The organism is Achromobacter pulmonis (assembly GCF_021733725.1).
In the GTDB taxonomy this organism is placed as follows: domain Bacteria; phylum Pseudomonadota; class Gammaproteobacteria; order Burkholderiales; family Burkholderiaceae_B; genus Achromobacter; species Achromobacter pulmonis.
Window position 1 is genome coordinate 2,990,019 of sequence record NZ_JAIFOT010000001.1, and the last position, 16,129, is coordinate 3,006,147.

General features: G+C 69.0%; 14 protein-coding genes. 8 read left to right on the forward strand and 6 right to left on the reverse strand.

All coding sequences use genetic code 11. The annotated features are described in order from the left end of the window. Positions 1–17: 17 nt before the first annotated feature. From secD to K2W61_RS13820, 5 genes are all read right to left on the reverse strand, one after another. Positions 18–1,898, reverse strand: a complete 1,881-nt coding sequence (secD, locus tag K2W61_RS13800; RefSeq protein WP_175133630.1) for a protein translocase subunit SecD — start codon at positions 1,896–1,898, stop codon at positions 18–20. 117 nt (positions 1,899–2,015) lie between these two features. Then, positions 2,016–2,360 (reverse strand): preprotein translocase subunit YajC, encoded by a 345-nt coding sequence (yajC, locus tag K2W61_RS13805; RefSeq protein ID WP_175133631.1) that lies wholly within the window; start codon positions 2,358–2,360, stop codon positions 2,016–2,018. A 226-nt stretch (positions 2,361–2,586) separates the two neighbouring features. Beyond that, the gene (gene tgt, locus K2W61_RS13810) at positions 2,587–3,723 is read right to left on the reverse strand and encodes a tRNA guanosine(34) transglycosylase Tgt (RefSeq protein WP_175133632.1); all 1,137 of its coding nucleotides are present in this window, start codon (positions 3,721–3,723) and stop codon (positions 2,587–2,589) included. Further along, positions 3,720–4,775: a tRNA preQ1(34) S-adenosylmethionine ribosyltransferase-isomerase QueA gene (gene queA, locus K2W61_RS13815; RefSeq protein WP_236755841.1), complete on the reverse strand. Its 1,056-nt coding sequence runs from the start codon at positions 4,773–4,775 to the stop codon at positions 3,720–3,722. Before queA ends, tgt begins: the two co-directional genes overlap by 4 nt. Before the next feature lie 165 nt (positions 4,776–4,940). Next, positions 4,941–5,774: an IclR family transcriptional regulator gene (locus K2W61_RS13820; RefSeq protein WP_175141676.1), complete on the reverse strand. Its 834-nt coding sequence runs from the start codon at positions 5,772–5,774 to the stop codon at positions 4,941–4,943. Between the two features lie 120 nt (positions 5,775–5,894). On the opposite strand from K2W61_RS13820, the gene K2W61_RS13825 reads away from it, so the two are divergent. From K2W61_RS13825 to upp, 5 genes are all read left to right on the forward strand, one after another. Next, positions 5,895–6,908: an LLM class flavin-dependent oxidoreductase gene (locus K2W61_RS13825; protein WP_236755842.1), complete on the forward strand. Its 1,014-nt coding sequence runs from the start codon at positions 5,895–5,897 to the stop codon at positions 6,906–6,908. Between the two features lie 23 nt (positions 6,909–6,931). Continuing rightward, positions 6,932–7,435, forward strand: a complete 504-nt coding sequence (locus K2W61_RS13830; RefSeq protein ID WP_175133636.1) for a flavin reductase family protein — start codon at positions 6,932–6,934, stop codon at positions 7,433–7,435. Positions 7,436–7,500: 65 nt separating this feature from the next. After that, a complete protein-coding gene (locus K2W61_RS13835; protein ID WP_175133637.1) occupies positions 7,501–8,655 on the forward strand; it encodes an ABC transporter substrate-binding protein in 1,155 nt (384 codons plus the stop codon). Between the two features lie 111 nt (positions 8,656–8,766). Beyond that, positions 8,767–10,215 carry a D-alanyl-D-alanine carboxypeptidase/D-alanyl-D-alanine endopeptidase gene (gene dacB / locus K2W61_RS13840; RefSeq protein WP_236756985.1) on the forward strand — a complete coding sequence of 483 codons (1,449 nt, stop codon included), beginning with the start codon at positions 8,767–8,769 and terminating at the stop codon, positions 10,213–10,215. Positions 10,216–10,340: 125 nt separating this feature from the next. Then, on the forward strand, positions 10,341–10,979 hold the full coding sequence (gene upp, locus K2W61_RS13845) for a uracil phosphoribosyltransferase (RefSeq protein WP_175133638.1): 639 nt from the start codon (positions 10,341–10,343) through the stop codon (positions 10,977–10,979). A gap of 44 nt (positions 10,980–11,023) precedes the next feature. Here the strand turns inward: upp and cysG are convergent, their stop codons facing one another. Continuing rightward, complete coding sequence (cysG, locus tag K2W61_RS13850; RefSeq protein WP_175141673.1) at positions 11,024–12,439, reverse strand: siroheme synthase CysG; 1,416 nt, start codon at positions 12,437–12,439, stop codon at positions 11,024–11,026. Between the two features lie 515 nt (positions 12,440–12,954). Between cysG and K2W61_RS13855 the strand changes: the two genes are divergently transcribed. The 3 genes from K2W61_RS13855 to K2W61_RS13865 are packed head-to-tail and all read left to right on the forward strand — an operon-like array spanning position 12,955 to position 16,028. Further along, positions 12,955–14,250, forward strand: coding sequence for a CmpA/NrtA family ABC transporter substrate-binding protein (locus K2W61_RS13855; protein WP_236755844.1), 1,296 nt, complete (start codon positions 12,955–12,957; stop codon positions 14,248–14,250). Between the two features lie 46 nt (positions 14,251–14,296). Continuing rightward, the gene (ntrB, locus tag K2W61_RS13860) at positions 14,297–15,154 is read left to right on the forward strand and encodes a nitrate ABC transporter permease (protein WP_175133658.1); all 858 of its coding nucleotides are present in this window, start codon (positions 14,297–14,299) and stop codon (positions 15,152–15,154) included. Between the two features lie 4 nt (positions 15,155–15,158). Next, on the forward strand, positions 15,159–16,028 hold the full coding sequence (locus K2W61_RS13865) for an ABC transporter ATP-binding protein (protein ID WP_236755846.1): 870 nt from the start codon (positions 15,159–15,161) through the stop codon (positions 16,026–16,028). Positions 16,029–16,129: the final 101 nt, after the last annotated feature.

A 16,129-nucleotide genomic window follows, 5' to 3' on the forward strand; every position in this document is an offset into this window, starting at 1 on the left:
GCCGCCCGTGTCCATGTTCAGTTGGTCTTCGGCTTCCAGACTTCGCCGATGGAGATCGACGTGAGTTTCTTCTTGCGGCCGTACCAGAGGTTGGCCAGCGCGCGCACGCCCACGACCGACGAGAACATCGAGGTCAGGATGCCCAGGCAATGGACCACCGCGAAACCGCGGATCGGGCCCGAACCGAATGCCAGCAGGGCCAGGCCGACAATCAGCGTGGTGAGGTTGGAGTCGAGAATCGTGCCCCAGGCGCGCTCGAAGCCATGGTGGATGGCCTGCTGGGGCGAAGCCCCGTTGCGCAGTTCCTCGCGTATCCGCTCGTTGATCAGCACGTTTGAGTCGATCGCCATGCCCAGTGTCAGCGCGATGGCCGCGATGCCCGGCAGCGTCAGCGTGGCCTGCAGCATCGACAGCAGCGCCAGCAGCAGCAGCACGTTGAAGGTCAGGCCGATCGTGGAGAACACGCCGAACAGGTGGTAGTAGACGATGATGAAGATGGCGATGCCGATGAAGCCGTACAGGGTCGAATGGAAGCCCTTCGAGATGTTGTCGGCGCCCAGGCTGGGGCCGATGGTGCGTTCCTCGATGATCGACATCGGCGCGGCCAGCGCGCCGGCGCGCAGCAGCAGGGCGGTGTCGGCGGCTTCCTCGGAGGTCATGCTGCCCGAGATCTGCACCTGGCCGCCGGCGATTTCGCTGCGGATGACCGGGGCCGTGACCACTTCGCCCTTGCCGTTCTCGAACAGCAGGATGGCCATGCGCTTGCCGATGTTGTCGCGGGTGACGTCGCGGAAGATGCGTGCGCCCTTGGAATCCAGGGTCAGGTGCACGGCGGCCTGTTGGGTCTGGGAATCGCGGCCGGGTTGGGCATCCTGCAGGTTTTCACCGGTCAGCAGCACCTGGCGGCGCACCAGGATCGGGCGGCCGTCGCGGTCGGAATAACGCTCCAGGCCGAACGGCACCGTGCCGCCCAGCAGCGCGGCTTGGGCGGCCGGAGAATCGTCGACCATGCGGATTTCGAGGGTGGCGGTGCGGCCCAGCAGTTCCTTGGCCTTGGCCACGTCCTGCACGCCGGGCAGTTGGACCACGATGCGGTCCGATCCCTGCTGCTGGATGACCGGCTCGGCCACGCCCAGTTCGTTGATGCGGTTGTGCAGCGTGCTGATGTTCTGCTTGAGCGCGGAGTCCTGCACGCGCGTGACGGCGGCCGGGTTCAGCGCGCCCATCAGCAGCAGCTTGCCATTTTCCTCGCTTTCGGTGAATTCGAGGTCGGGCAGGCGGCTGCGCAAGGCGGCGATGGCGCGGTCACGGTCCTGGGCGTTGGCGAAGGTGGCGGCCACGCTCATGCCGGAACGCTCGACCCCGGCCACATTGACCTTCTGGTCGCGCAGCACCGAGCGCACGTCGGCGGCCAGCGAGTCGTAACGGGCGGTCAGGGCGCCCTGCATGTCGACTTGCAGCAGGAAGTGCACGCCGCCGCGCAGGTCCAGGCCCAGGTACATGGGCTTGGGCTCGAACCAGCCCATCGCGCGCATCCAGGCGGGCGAGGCCGGCAGCAGGTTCAGCGCCACGGTGTAGTGCGGGTCGCCCTGCACCGTGTTGAGGGATTTGTCGATCAGGTCGCGCGCCTGCAGTTGCAGGTCGGTCGAGGAGAAGCGGGCGCGCACGGTGCCGAGCGTGCCGTTCTGTTCGTAGTAGACCCCGTCGTTGGGGATCTTGGCGTCGGCCAGTACCTGCTCGACCCGGTCGCGCATGGCCGGATCCACCTTGATGGTGGCCTTGGCGCTGGAAACCTGGACGGCGGGCGACTCGCCGTAGAAATTGGGAAGCGTATACAGCAGGCCGATGAGGACCGCAATCAGGACCGTAATGTACTTCCAGAGGGGATAGCGGTTCATTGCCGGCTACGTCATGTAAGAGTGGAGAAAAGGCCGCCCGGGCAGCTGGCGCGACGGACGGCGGGGCGGCTGCCGCCCCGGACCCCGGGGCCCGGCGGCGGAGCTCCTGTGGGACGCTTACAGGGCCTTGATGGTTCCCTTGGGCAGCACCGTCGACACCGACGACTTCTGCATGATGACCTCGACCGGCTTGTCGGCCAGTTCCGAGACTTCGACGGTAACGTAGCTGTCGTTCACCTTGGTGACCTTGCCCAGCATGCCGCCGGCGGTGACGACTTCGTCGCCCTTGGCCAGGGCGGCGATCAGGTTGCGGTGTTCCTTTTGGCGCTTCATCTGGGGACGGATCATCAGGAAATAGAGGATCACGAACATCAGGATGATGGGCAGCATGCCCATCAGCGCATTGCCTTCGGGGGCGGCGGCCTGGGCCACGACAAGGCTGGCGGTATCGATAGCGGACATGTAATTCTCCTGCGTTTAGTCTGTTTGGGTTTGTTTGTATCGTGCTGTCGACGATCTTGTTCTGTGCCCATCCCCGCGCGAGCCATGGAAGGGCAAGCCGACTATTGTAGCGAGGTTATTCCGGGCTACCAGTCATGGCCTGTGCGCAGTGATGGGGGCGGATCGCCAAATAAAAAGCCCCGGCGGTCTCGTGGTTTTCACTAGGTCCGCCGGCGCCGGCCCCGCGCTAGTCGACCCCGCGCGCCCGGTCGGCCGCGAACTGCGCGCGCCAGGCGTCGAAGCGGCCTTCGGCGATGGCCTCGCGCATTTCCTTCATGATGGTCAGGTAGAAATGCAGGTTGTGCAGCGTGTTCAGGCGCGCGCCGGTGATCTCGTTGGCGCGTTGCAGGTGATGCAGGTAGGCGCGCGAGAAGTGGGCGCAGGTGTGGCAGGCGCAGCTCGGGTCCAGCGGACGGGTGTCGTCGCGGTACTTGGCGTTGCGGATCTTGACGTCGCCGAAGCGGGTGAACAGCCAGCCGTTGCGGGCGTTGCGGGTCGGCATGACGCAGTCGAACATGTCGACGCCGCGGCTCACGCCCTCGACCAGGTCTTCCGGCGTGCCCACGCCCATCAGGTAGCGCGGCGCCTGGGCCGGCAGCTTGGGCGTGACGTGCGCCAGGATGCGCATCATGTCTTCCTTGGGCTCGCCCACCGACAGGCCGCCGATGGCGTAGCCGTGGAAACCGATGTCCTGCAGGCCGGCCAGGGATTCGTCGCGCAGCGATTCGTACATGCCGCCCTGGACGATGCCGAACAGCGCGTTGGGGTTTTGCAGCCGGTCGAATTCCTCGCGCGAGCGGCGCGCCCAGCGCAGCGACATGCGCATCGAGCGGGCCGCTTCCTCGACGGTGGCGGGGCGGCCGTCGATCTCGTAGGGCGTGCACTCGTCGAACACCATGACGATGTCCGAGTTCAGCGAGCGCTGGATGCGCATCGATTCCTCGGGCGTCAGGAACAGGCGGGCGCCGTCGATGGGCGAGGCGAACTTCACGCCTTCCTCGGTGATCTTGCGCATGCCCTGCAGGCTGAACACCTGGAAGCCGCCCGAATCGGTCAGGATCGGCTTGTCCCACTGCATGAAGCCGTGCAGGCCGCCATGCTTTTCCATGATTTCCGTGCCCGGGCGCAGCCACAGGTGGAAGGTGTTGCCCAGCACGATCTGCGCGCCGATGTCCTTGAGCTCGTGCGGCATCATCGCCTTGACGCTGCCATAGGTGCCCACGGGCATGAAGATGGGCGTTTCCACCACGCCGTGGTTGAGCGTGATGCGGCCGCGGCGGGCGCCGCCGTCGGTGGCGAGCAGTTCGAAATTCAGTCCGGTCATGGGGCGGGGGATTCGATGAACATGGCGTCGCCGTAGCTGAAGAAGCGGTAGCGCTGGGCGACGGCGTGGGCGTAGGCGCGGCGGATCGGCTCGACGCCGGCCAGCGCCGACACCAGCATCAGCAGGGTCGACTGGGGCAGGTGGAAGTTGGTGACCAGGGCGTCGATGACGCGGTACTGGTAGCCAGGGGTGATGAACAGGCGCGTGTCGCCCTGCGCGGCGGCCAGCGCCAGGCCGGGAGCGGTGCGGCCCTCGGTCTGGGCGGCGGCCGATTCCAGGGCGCGCACGCTGGTGGTGCCGACCGCGATGACGCGGCCGCCGCGGGCGCGGGCGGCGCCGATGGCGTCCACCGTGGCCTGCGGCACGGTGAACCATTCGGCGTGCATGATGTGGTCGGCCAGGTTGTCCACGCGCACTGGCTGGAAGGTGCCGGCGCCCACGTGCAGCGTGACGAAGGCGCGCGCCACGCCCAGGTCCGCGAGGCGGTCCAGGGTGGCCTGATCGAAGTGCAGGCCGGCGGTCGGCGCGGCCACGGCGCCCGGTTCGCGGGCGTAGACGGTCTGGTAGCGGTCGTCGTCGCCGGCGTCGGCGGCGTGCGTGATGTAAGGCGGCAGCGGGGTGGCGCCATGCGCGTCCAGCAATTCCAGCACCGGGCCGGGGAAGCGGATGTCGAACAGCTCGCCGTCGCGGCCCAGCACCGTGGCGTCGAAGGCGTCGGCCAGCCGCAGCACCATGCCGGCGCCGGGCGACTTGCTGGCGCGCACGTGCGCCAGGGCGCGGTCGGTGTCGGTGATGCGTTCGACCAGCACCTCGACCTTGCCGCCGGTGATCTTGTGGCCGGCCAGGCGGGCCTTGATGACGCGGGTGTCGTTGAACACCAGCAGGTCGCCGGGGCGCAGCAGCCCTTGCAGGTCGCTGAACTGACGGTCATGCAGCTGGCTGGCGGCGTCCAGGTGCAGCAGGCGGCTGCCCGTGCGCTGGGCGGCGGGCGTCTGCGCGATGAGCTCGGGAGGCAGCTCGTAGTCGAAATCGGAAACGGTAAGGGCTTGCACGCGGGTATCGGTATCAGGGGCGGGCGCGGCCTGGGCCGGCCGCTGGGCCGCCGGCTTGGGCGGCGGCAAAAAAGCGAGCCGGACCTGTCGGGGCGGCTCTGGGCAACTGCGTATTGTAAAGGGGCTGGCGAAAACGGCGCCCGGACCGCGTCCCGGAACGGCGGGTCAGCGCCCGCCGCGCCAGCCGAGCCGGCGCGAGCAGTCGGCCGCCGCCGCCGTCAGCGCCCGCAGCGGCGCGCCGTCCGGCGCCAGGTCGAAGCCACCGTGCAGCCCGAGTCCGGTGATCGCGCCGGCCAATTGGCCCTGGGCGTCCAGCACCGGCAACGCGGCCGAGTCGATGCCGTGCAGCAGGTGGCCGCTGACGCTGGCGTAGCCACGCTGGCGCGTCGCCTGCCAGCGCGCGCGCAGCGCGGCGGCGGGATCGGCCGGATCGAATGGCAGGCCGTCGGCGGCGGGATCGTCCAGCAGGCGCGCGGCGTCGGCCCCCTGGCGCTGCGCGGTATCCCATTCGGCCAGGGCGCGCGGCAATGCCAGCGCTTCCGGCGACCAGGCCGCGAAGACCCGCCCGGTGGCGCTGTTGAGCAGCGGCAGCACCGAGCCGACCCGCACGTTCACCGTCACCGGCAGCCGCGCGTCGCGCCATTGCACGATGGTGGGACCATGCTGGCCCCAGACCGAAATGAAGACGGTCTGGCCGATGGCCGCGCTCAGGTCTTCCAGGCAACCGGCCGCCAGTTTGACGAAATCCACCTCGGCCAGCGCCGCCAGGCCGGTATGCAAGGCCTGCGGCCCGAGCCGGTAGCGGGCGCTGGCGGGATCCTGCTCGACATAGCCGCGCCGTTCCAGCGAGACCAGGTAGCGGTGCGCCTTGGCGCGCGGCATGTCCAGGCTGCGGCCCAGCTCCGACACCGACACGGCGCCGCCCAGCTCGGCCAGGCGGGTCAGGACGTCCAGGGCGGTTTCGGCCGACTGGATACCGGTGCTGCTTTCTGTTGACATCAGTTCGTCTCTTATTAGAATACGTGTATTACTAAAAAATACATCAGCCTGCCGTGGCGGACAAATAACCGGGCCGGATATCGGTCCGGCGGCACGGTCGGACAAAGACGGAGACAAGCAATGAAGATGTCCATCTTCTCGGTGCAGGACCATTACCCCGACCAGCCCCGCAGCCTGGGCCAACTGTACGGCCAGGTGCTGGAGCAGGCGCGCCGCGCCGAACAACTGGGCTACGACACCTTTTGGGTGGCCGAGCATCACTTCCATGAATACGGCGCGGTGCCCAATCCGGCAGTGTTCCTGGCGGCGCTGTCGCAGCAGACGACGCGGCTGCGGCTGGGCACGGCCATCTCGATCCTGACCTTCCACAACCCGCTCACGGTGGCCGAAAACTATGCCCTGGTGGACCAGCTTTCGCAAGGCAGGCTGTCGCTGGGCGTGGGCTCGGGCTATCTGAAGCACGAGTTCGAGGGCTACGGCGTCGATCCGGCCGCCAAGCGCGAGCGCTTCGACGAAAACCTGATGCTGGTCGAGCGCCTGCTGGCCGGCGAGCGCGTCAGCCACCAGGGCAAGTTCAACCGCATCGATGCGGTGCGCCTGAACGTGCAGCCGGTGCAGCAGCCGGTGCCCGTGTACGTGGCCATTCTGCGCCGCGAGGCCGCCTACCACGTCGGTCGCCAGGGGCGCCGCATGCTGTTCGTGCCGTACGCCGCTGTGGATAACTTCGAAGAGATCGGGCTGATGATGCAGGATTACCGCCGCGGCCTGGCCGAGGCCGGCATCCAGGACGCCAGCGGCATGGCGGCGGTGGCGCTGCACACCCATGTGGCCGCGACCGACGGCGAGGCCCGCGAGCGCGCCGCCCGCGCCTTCGACCTGTACGTGGAAACCCGCCTGTATGCGCGCAAGCAGGTCTACGACGACATCATTGCCAGCGGCCTGTCGCTGTTCGGCTCGGCCCGCACCGTGGCCGACAAGCTGGCGCGGCTGGCCGACATGGGCCTGGACCACGTCATGAGCCTGCACAACTTCGGCCTGATGCCGCAGGACCAGGTGATCGATTCGATGCAGCGGTTGATGACCGAGGCCCTGCCGCTGTCGGGCGTGGCCAGGGCCAGCGCGGTGCCGGCCTGACCCTGAGCCCCGACGGAGCCGCCATGAGCGCCAGCCATGATCTCAGTCCGGCCCAGTTGCGCCGGGCGCTGGGACGCTACGCCACCGGCGTCACGGTGGTGACCGCCGCCGGCGCCGACGGGCCGATCGGCCTGACGGTCAATTCCTTCGCCCCCGTGTCGCTGACGCCGCCGCTGGTGCTGTGGAGCCTGCGCCGGGCCAGCATCCACTACGCCGACTTCACCACCCGGGGCGGCTTCGCCATCCATGTGCTGGCGGCGCCGCAGCGCGACCTGGCGCGGGTGTTCTCGCAACCGGTGGCCGACCGCTACGCGGGGTTGGACTGGTACGCCACCGAGGACGGCATTCCCGTGTTCGACGATTGCGCCGCCCGCTTCGAATGCGTCACCCGCCAGGTGCTGGAGGTGGGCGACCATGCCGTGCTGATTGGCGAAGTGCGGCGCCTGCACGCGCCGGACGATCACGGCGGCGCCCTGGTTTTCCATGAGGGCGCCTTCCTGTCGCACGGGGAGGATCCCGTCGTATAACCCTATTACGCCGTAGCGGATCGGCAAGACGCATAACGATATCCGCGCCCCAAAGGAGATACCGCATGACCCCTCGTAGCACGTTGACGGCCGCGTTGGCGGCCCTGCTGGTCGCGGGCGCCGCGCCCGCGCTGGCGCAGGTGAAGATCGGCGCCACCCTGTCCACCACCGGTCCCCAGGCCTCGCTGGGCATTCCCGAACGCAACACCATCAGCCTGCTGCCGACCGAGATCGGTGGCGCCAAGGTCGAATACGTGGTGCTGGACGACGCCTCCGACACCACCCGCGCGGTCAGCAATTCGCACAAGCTGATCTCGGAAAACCAGGTCGACCTGATCATCGGTTCGTCCACCACGCCCAACACCATGGCCATGCTGGACACCGTGGCCAGCGGCGCCACGCCGGTGATCACGCTGGCGTCGTCGGCGCGCCTGATCGACCCGGTGGACGACAAGCGCCGCTGGATCTTCAAGACGCCGCATTCCGACTCGCTGATGGCCGAGGGCATCGCCCGCCATGCCGCCGCCAACGGCGTCAAGAAGCTGGCCTTCATCGGTTTCAACAACGCCCTGGGCGAGACCTTCTGGGTGGAAGTGGAAAAGGCCGCCAAGCGGCACGGCATCGAGATCGTCGGCAAGGAGAGCTTCGCTCCGACCGATACCTCGGCGGTGGCGCAGACCCTGAAACTGGTGGGCGCCGCGCCCGATGCCGTGGTGGTGGGCGCCTCCGGCACGCCGGCGGCGATGCCGGCGCGGGCGCTGCGCGAACGCGGCTACAAGGGCAAGATCTACTTCAACCACGGCGTGGCCAACAACGATTTCCTGCGCGTCTGCGGCGCGGCCTGCGACGGCGCCTGGGTGCCGGTGGGGCCGGTGATGGTGGCCGGCCTGCTGCCCGACACCCATCCGGTCAAGGCCACGGCGCAGGCATTCGTGAAAAAGTACGAGGCCGCCAACGGCGCGGGCAGCGTTTCGCTGTTCGCCGCCTATACCTGGGATATCGGCCTGTTGTTGCAGCAGGCGGTGCCGGCGGCGCTCAAGGTGGCCAAGCCAGGCACCCCGGAATTCCGCGCGGCGCTGCGCGATGCGCTGGAAAACGTCAAGAACCTGCCGACCGCCACCGGCGTGGTCAATATGAGTCCCACCGACCACAACGGCCTGGACGAGCGCGCGTTGGTCATGGCCACGGTGGCCGGCGGCAAGTGGAAACTGCAACCGTAGCGGCGCCGACGGGGCGGCCGGCGCGCGCTTGCGGCAGGCGCCGTCGCCCGTAACCGTCCCAGGTTTTGTATGCTCACGGTTTTGCAGGACGAGCAACCGGGTGGACAGGGCATGACGGGACTAGGGAAAAAGCGTGTGGGCGGGCTGTGGCAATGGCTGGCCGGTGGACTGCTGGCCCTGGCGGCCGGCGCCGCCTGCGCCCAGGTGCCGGGCCTGCCGCCCAGCGTGGTCAATGCCTGGAAGGCCAGCAAGCTGCCGGACAGCGCGCTGTCGCTGGTGGTGCAGGAAGTCGGCGGGCCACGGCTGGCGGCCCTGAACGCCAAGGAAGCGCGCAACCCGGCCTCGGTGATGAAGCTGGTCACGACCTGGGCGGCGCTGTCCGAGCTGGGGCCGAACTATGTCTGGCGCACCGCCTTCATGACCGAGCCCGGCGCCCGCCCCGACGCCAAGGGCGTGCTGCCCGGACCGCTCTACCTGCGCGCCGGCGGCGATCCGCAATTCCTGATGCAGGACCTGTGGGTGCTGCTGCGCGAGCTGCGTCTGCGCGGCGTCAAGCAGATCAATGACCTGGTGATCGACCGCAGCATCTTCGGCCAGGTCGCCACCGACCCCGGCGCCTTCGACGGGGCCCCCGACCGGGCCTACAACGCCAGTCCCGATGCGCTGATGGTGGGCTTCGGCGCCGTGCGCATCCTGTTCACCCCCGACCCCGTCGCCAACAAATGGGTGCCGCTGATCGACCCGCCGCTGCCCGGCCTGAAGATCGAAGGCCGGGTCGAATGGAGCGAGGCCCGTTGCCCGGGCGCGCCGGTGGTGTCGACCGATCCGGTCATCACCCAGCAGGGCGTCACCCTGCGCATCGGCGGCAAGGTGGCCGGCTCCTGCGGGGAGTTCGACCTGTACCGGCTGGCGCTGTCGCAGACCGACTACGCTACCGAGCTGTTCCGCCTGTTGTGGAAGGAGCTGGGCGGCACGTTCAAGGGCCAGGTGCGCTCCGGCGTGGTGCCGGGCGATGCCGTGGTGCTGGCCTCGCATGATTCGCCGACCCTGGCCGAGGTCATCCGCCAGATCAACAAGCGCAGCAACAATGTCATGGCGCGCACGCTGCTGCTGACCCTGGGCGCCGAGCGCGGGCGCCGCCCGGCCACGGTGGCCAGCAGCAGCGGCGTGGCCAAGAGCCTGCTGGCCCGGCAGGGCCTGGACATGCCGGAACTGGTGATCGACAACGGCGCCGGGCTGTCGCGCGAGGCGCGGGTGTCGGCCGACAGCCTGGCGTCGATGCTGACCCTGGCCTGGAGCTCGCCAGTGATGCCGGAGTACATTGCGTCGCTGGCGATCGCCGGCGTCGACGGCACCGTGCGCCGCCGCATGAAGGGCGAAGGCACGCTTGGCATGGCCCACCTGAAGACCGGATCGCTGCGCGACGTGCGCGCGATCGCCGGCTATGTGCTGGGCGCCAGCGGCAAGCGCTACGTGGTGGTCAGCATCGTCAACCATGAGCAGGCCGGCGCGGTGCGCGCTTTCGATGACGCCCTGATTGCCTGGCTGGCCGAACAATAAAGGTTGACGCTGCCCGCTGCACCCGCCCGCCAAACCGATTACGATTCCCAGGCGCGCGCCATGTCCGTGGCGGCGCGCCTGAGGCGAACACCCCTGTCTATCAATAATCCTGGAGATTTACGCACATGCCCGTGCACGAAATCCGCCATCCGCTGATCCGCCACAAGCTCGGGATCATGCGGCGCGCCGACCTCAGTACCAAGAGCTTCCGTGAACTGTCGCAGGAAGTGGGCGCGTTGCTCACCTACGAAGCGTCCAAGGACCTGCCGCTGGCGCCCGCCACGGTCGAAGGCTGGTGCGGCCCGGTGCAGGTCGAGAAGATCGCCGGCAAGAAGGTCACCGTGGTGCCGATCCTGCGCGCCGGCATCGGCATGCTGGACGGCGTGCTCAGCCTGATTCCCGGCGCCAAGGTCAGCGTGGTGGGCGTGGCCCGCAATGAAGAGACCCTGGAAGCCCACACTTACCTGGAGCGCCTGGTGGGCGAGCTCGACCAGCGCCTGGCGCTGATCGTCGATCCGATGCTGGCCACCGGCGGTTCGATGGTTGCGGCCATCGACCTGCTCAAGCGCGCCGGCTGCAAGGAAATCCGCGCGCTGGTGCTGGTGGCGGCGCCCGTCGGCATCGACGCGGTGCTGTCCAAGCACCCCGATGTGCAGATCTATACGGCGTCGATCGACGATGGCCTGAACGAGCACGGCTACATCATGCCGGGCCTGGGCGATGCCGGCGACCGCATTTTCGGCACCACGCAGAAGACCGACTGACATCCCGCCCGGGCGATGCGGCCCGGGCCCGGCGGCGCCGGCCGCTACGCCGCCAATCTTTGCGGCGCGCCTTCCAGGTGCTCGCCGAACCAATGCAGGGATTGCGCCAGCCCGGCCACCTCGCCCACGATCAGCAGGGCGGGCGAGCGTATGGCATGGGCCCGCGCCAGTTGCGGCAGGTCGCGCAGCGGGCCCGACAGCACCCGTTGGCCGGGGCGGCTGCCGTTCTCGACCAGCGCGAATGGGGTATCCGGCGCGCGGCCATGCTGGATCAGCCGCTGCGTCAGCCGTTCCAACTGGCCCACGCCCATGTAGAACGCCAGCGTCTGCCGCTCGCGCGCCAGCGCCGGCCAATCCAGGTTGTCCTCGTCTTCGCGGCAGTGCGCCGTCACCAGGCGCACCGACTGCGCGTGCTGCCGGTGGGTCAGCGGAATGCCGGCATAGGCGGCGCAGGCCAGCGCGGCGGTGATGCCGGGCACGACTTCGTAGCGTACGCCGTGCGCGCGCAGGTGTTCCAGTTCCTCGCCGCCCCGGCCGAAGATGAAGGCGTCGCCGCCCTTCAGGCGCACCACGCGGCGGCCGGCGCGGGCGTGTTCGACCAGCAGGGCGTGGATGCGCGCCTGCGTGGCGTGATGGTCCTCGCCGGGCAGTTTGCCCACCGCGATGCGCTCGGCGTCGCGGCGCGCCAGTGTCATGACCTCATCGCTGACCAGGCGGTCGTACAGGATCACGTCGGCTTCATTCAGCGCCCGCAGCGCCTTCAAGGTCAGCAGCCCGGGATCGCCGGGGCCGGCGCCCACCAGCACCACGCTGCCTTCGGCCGGCGCCAGCGGCCGCTCCAGCGCCGTGTCCAGGGCGGCGGCAGCGGCTTCGGGCCGCTGTTGGCGCAGCAGGCCGGCCACCGGGCCGTCCAGCAGCCAATCGTAGAAACGGCGCCGCGCGCCCAGGTCGGGATGGCCGGCGCGGATGCGGATGCGGTAGCGTTCGGCCAGGGCGGCCAACTGGCCCAGGCTGTGGTCGAACAGCGATTCGATGCGCTCGCGCAGGCGCCGCGCCAATACCGGCGCCACGCCCGACGACGAAATGGCCACGATCACCGGCGAGCGGTCGACGATGGACGGCACCTGGAACGAAGACAGCGCGGGGTCGTCCACCACGTTGCAGAAGAGCCGGCGGCTCGCGGCGGCCTCGGATACGCTGGCGTTGACGTCGCGGTCATCGGTGGCGGCCACCACCAGCCAGGCGCCGTCCAGCCAGGCCGGATCGAAGCGGCCGGGCAGGTGGCGGATGCGGCCCTCGGCCGCCAGGGCGGCCAGGGGCGCTGTCAGTTCGGGGGCGCCCACGGCCACGGCGGCTTGGGCTTGCAGCAGCGCGAGCGTCTTGCGCTCGGCCACCGCGCCACCGCCCACGACCAGCACGGGCCGGTCTTTCAGGTCGGCAAAAAACGGGAATAGCTTCATCAAGCAGCCTCGGGCGCACCCGGCAGAAGGTCAAACGATCATAGGGACCGGGTCTCATCCCCACAACTTCCGATTTCTTGAATCCATATAGCCATAACTTATTTGGCGGAACCGGCGCCAGGGCGCGGGCTCCGCGTTTCCCATGCAAATTCCATGCCCGGGGCGGCGCGCCCGCGGGCTGCCTGCCCGGGCGTCACCGACCGCACAGGGTTGGTGCGGTGCCGTATGGGAATGCGCACCAAGATGGGTCGCCGCCGGGGGGCGCGCGCGGCCCTCGGCGGCGCGCGGATTCCCCGTCAGTGCGCGCAGCGCCAGCATTGGCGCGGGTTTGCGGGTCACGGCGAGGCGGAGGGCGACAGCCTGGCATGGCGATTGCTTGATGGCTGGTGGGCCGGCCGCATGCGGCGGCCCATGCCAAGCGCCGCGATCCGCGGCAGGGAACAACGACGTTCCGCAACGCCGACGGGGGTGCCCGCGAGGCGTGCGGGACGTTTTTTTTTGCCAGGAGCCCCCGTATGACGCTCGTGAAATCCCGTTTCTCCACCGACGCCAGCGCCCAACCGGGCGCCGATAGCGGGCGGCGCCGCTGGCTCGCCGGCACGGCCCGCGCCGTGGCCGGCGCCAGCCTGCTGTCGCTGGTCGACCCGCTGGTGCGCGCCGGCGCCTGGGCCGCCGGCAGCGACGCGCCCGAGCAGACCGAGGTGAAAATCGGCTTCATTCCGTTGACCGACTGCGCTTCGGTGGTGATGGCCTCGGTACTCGGCATCGACAAGAAGCATGGCGTGACCATCACGCCGTCCAAGGAGGCTTCGTGGGCGGCCGTGCGCGACAAGCTCCTGAACGGTGAACTGGCGATGGCGCACGTGCTGTACGGCCTGATCTACGGCGTGCAGCTGGGCATCGGCGGACCCCGCAAGGACATGGCGGTGCTGATGAGCCTGAGCCAGAACGGCCAGGCCATCACCCTGTCGGACAAGCTGTTGCAGGCTGGCGCCCGCGATGGCGAGTCGCTCGCCAGGCTGATGGCGTCCGAGAAGCGCGAATACACCTTTGCCCAGACCTTTCCCACCGGCACGCACGCGATGTGGCTGTACTACTGGCTGGCCGCGTACGGTATCGATCCGATGAAGGATGCCAAGGTCATCACCGTGCCGCCGCCGCAGATGGTGGCGAACATGCGCGTCGGCAACATGGACGGCTACTGCGTCGGCGAGCCCTGGGGCGCGCGCGCCATCATGGACAAGATCGGCTTCACCGCCGTCACTACGCAGGCCATCTGGCGCGACCATCCCGAGAAGGTGCTGGGCGCCAGCGCCGATTTCGTCGCGCGCAACCCCAACACCGCGCGCGCGGTCACCGCCGCCATCCTGGAAGCGGGCAAGTGGATCGACGCCTCGCCCGAGAACCGCCGCAAGACCGCCGAGACCATCGCCGCCAAGTCATACGTCAACACCAACGCCAGCGCCATCGTCGACCGCATGCTGGGGCAGTACGAGGATGGCCTGGGCAAGCGTTGGAACGACGCCCACGCGATGCGTTTCTCGGGCGACGGCGCGGCCAATTTCCCCTACCTCAGCGACGGTATGTGGTTCCTGACCCAGCACAAGCGCTGGGGCCTGCTCAAGGAACACCCCGACTACCTGGCCACGGCGCGCCAGGTCAATCGCATCGATCTGTACAAGCAGGCCGCGCAGGCCGCCGGCATCGCCGTGCCGGCCAGCGAGATGCGCAGTTCCACGCTGATCGATGGCGTGACCTGGGATGGCAGCAACCCGGCGGCCTATGCCGACGCTTTCAAGGTCAAGGCCTGAGCGCCGCGATGCAAAGGAGAGACACGCAATGTCTAGCGTAACGAGCATGGAGCGGGCCGCGCCCGCCACTGTCCCGGCCGCGCCGCAAGCGGCCACGTCCGCCCCGCCGTGGCGCGAGGCCTGGCGCGAGCGGCTGGAAGCCGCGCTGCGCGCCGTGGTCGGCCCCCTGGCCGGTTTCGCGCTGTTCGTGCTGGTCTGGCAGGTGGTGGCCATGCGCATCCCGGAGATCCCCACGCCGGGCGTGACCTGGCAGGCAGCGGCGGAACTGTTCTCGGATCCGTTCTACGACAACGGCCCCAACGACAAGGGCATCGGCTGGAACCTGCTGGCGTCGTTGCAGCGCGTCGGCATCGGCTTCGGGCTGGCGGCGCTGGTGGGCATTCCGGTGGGCTTTGCCATCGGCCGCTACGCGCCGGTGCGAGCAATGTTCTCGCCCATCGTCAGCCTGTTGCGGCCGGTGTCGCCGCTGGCCTGGCTGCCGCTGGGACTGCTGCTGTTCAAGGCCGCCAATCCGGCCGCGATCTGGGCGATCTTCATCTGTTCGATCTGGCCCATGATCATCAACACCGCGGTCGGCGTGTCGCGCGTGCCGCAGGACTACCTGAACGTGGCGCGCGTGCTGAACCTGTCGGAATGGAAGGTCACCACCAAGGTGCTGCTGCCGGCCGTGCTGCCCTACATGCTGACCGGCGTGCGGCTGTCGATCGGCACCGCCTGGCTGGTGATCGTCGCGGCCGAGATGCTGACCGGCGGCACCGGCATCGGCTTCTGGCTGTGGGACGAGTGGAACAACCTGAAAGTCGAGCACATCGTCATCGCCATTTTCGTGATCGGCATCGTCGGCCTGATCCTGGAAACGCTGCTGGTCGCGCTGGCCCGCCGCTTTACCTACACCGAGGAGTAGCGCCATGAAGAAATTCGTACGCATCGAGCGCGTCGGCCAGACCTTCGCCACCCGCAAGGGCGCCTTCGTCGCGCTGCGCGACATCGACCTGACCGTGGCGCAGGGCGAATTCATCACCCTGATCGGCCATTCCGGCTGCGGCAAGTCGACCCTGCTGAACCTGATCGCCGGCCTGACCCGCCCGACCAGCGGCGTGCTGCTGTGCGCCGAGCGCGAGATCACCGGACCCGGCCCGGACCGCGCGGTGGTGTTCCAGAACCATTCGCTGTTGCCCTGGCTGACCTGCTTCCAGAACGTGCATCTGGCGGTGGAGCGGGTCTTCGGCGCGGCGGAAAAACGCGCGCAGCTGGCCGAACGCACCCGCGCGGCGCTGGATCTGGTGGGCCTGCTGCCGGCGCAGAACAAGCTGCCCGGCGAGATCTCCGGCGGCATGAAGCAGCGCGTGGGCATCGCCCGCGCGCTGGCGATCGAGCCGGGCGTGCTGCTGATGGACGAGCCGTTCGGCGCGCTCGACGCGCTGACCCGAGCCCATTTGCAGGACGAACTGCTCAAGATCGTCGCCAAGACCGGCACCACCACCATCATGGTCACGCACGACGTGGACGAAGCGGTGCTGCTGTCCGACCGTATCGTCATGCTCACCAACGGGCCGGCCGCCACCATCGGCGAGATCCTGCCGGTGCCGCTGGCGCGGCCGCGCGACCGGGTGCGCCTGGCCAATGACCCGGGCTATCTGTCGTGCCGGGCGGCGGTGGTCGACTTCCTGCACCGGCGCCATGGCAATCCGGAGCGTACCCAGCCGGCGGCATTGGCGGTCGTGCCGGAGCCTGCGCAGCCGGCGCGCGGCGACGGCGCGTCGCGCGCGGTCGCTTAGGCGGGGCGGCCCGCGGCGCTTCGCGGCCAGACACGTTCGGTCATGCGCCGGCGTTGCCAACCGGTGTAGTATCAAGCCAGCCTCGCGCCGATGGCGCGCGG

Bases quoted from the DNA above. Each gene is read 5' to 3' on its own strand.
- secD (WP_175133630.1), bottom strand. From the start codon at position 1,898: ATGAACCGCTATCCCCTCTGGAAGTACATTACGGTCCTGATTGCGGTC.
- yajC (WP_175133631.1), bottom strand. From the start codon at position 2,360: ATGTCCGCTATCGATACCGCCAGCCTTGTCGTGGCCCAGGCCGCCGCC.
- tgt (WP_175133632.1), bottom strand. From the start codon at position 3,723: ATGACCGGACTGAATTTCGAACTGCTCGCCACCGACGGCGGCGCCCGC.
- K2W61_RS13820 (WP_175141676.1), bottom strand. From the start codon at position 5,774: ATGTCAACAGAAAGCAGCACCGGTATCCAGTCGGCCGAAACCGCCCTG.
- K2W61_RS13825 (WP_236755842.1), top strand. From the start codon at position 5,895: ATGAAGATGTCCATCTTCTCGGTGCAGGACCATTACCCCGACCAGCCC.
- K2W61_RS13830 (WP_175133636.1), top strand. From the start codon at position 6,932: ATGAGCGCCAGCCATGATCTCAGTCCGGCCCAGTTGCGCCGGGCGCTG.
- K2W61_RS13835 (WP_175133637.1), top strand. From the start codon at position 7,501: ATGACCCCTCGTAGCACGTTGACGGCCGCGTTGGCGGCCCTGCTGGTC.
- dacB (WP_236756985.1), top strand. From the start codon at position 8,767: ATGACGGGACTAGGGAAAAAGCGTGTGGGCGGGCTGTGGCAATGGCTG.
- upp (WP_175133638.1), top strand. From the start codon at position 10,341: ATGCCCGTGCACGAAATCCGCCATCCGCTGATCCGCCACAAGCTCGGG.
- cysG (WP_175141673.1), bottom strand. From the start codon at position 12,439: ATGAAGCTATTCCCGTTTTTTGCCGACCTGAAAGACCGGCCCGTGCTG.
- K2W61_RS13855 (WP_236755844.1), top strand. From the start codon at position 12,955: ATGACGCTCGTGAAATCCCGTTTCTCCACCGACGCCAGCGCCCAACCG.
- ntrB (WP_175133658.1), top strand. From the start codon at position 14,297: ATGGAGCGGGCCGCGCCCGCCACTGTCCCGGCCGCGCCGCAAGCGGCC.
- K2W61_RS13865 (WP_236755846.1), top strand. From the start codon at position 15,159: ATGAAGAAATTCGTACGCATCGAGCGCGTCGGCCAGACCTTCGCCACC.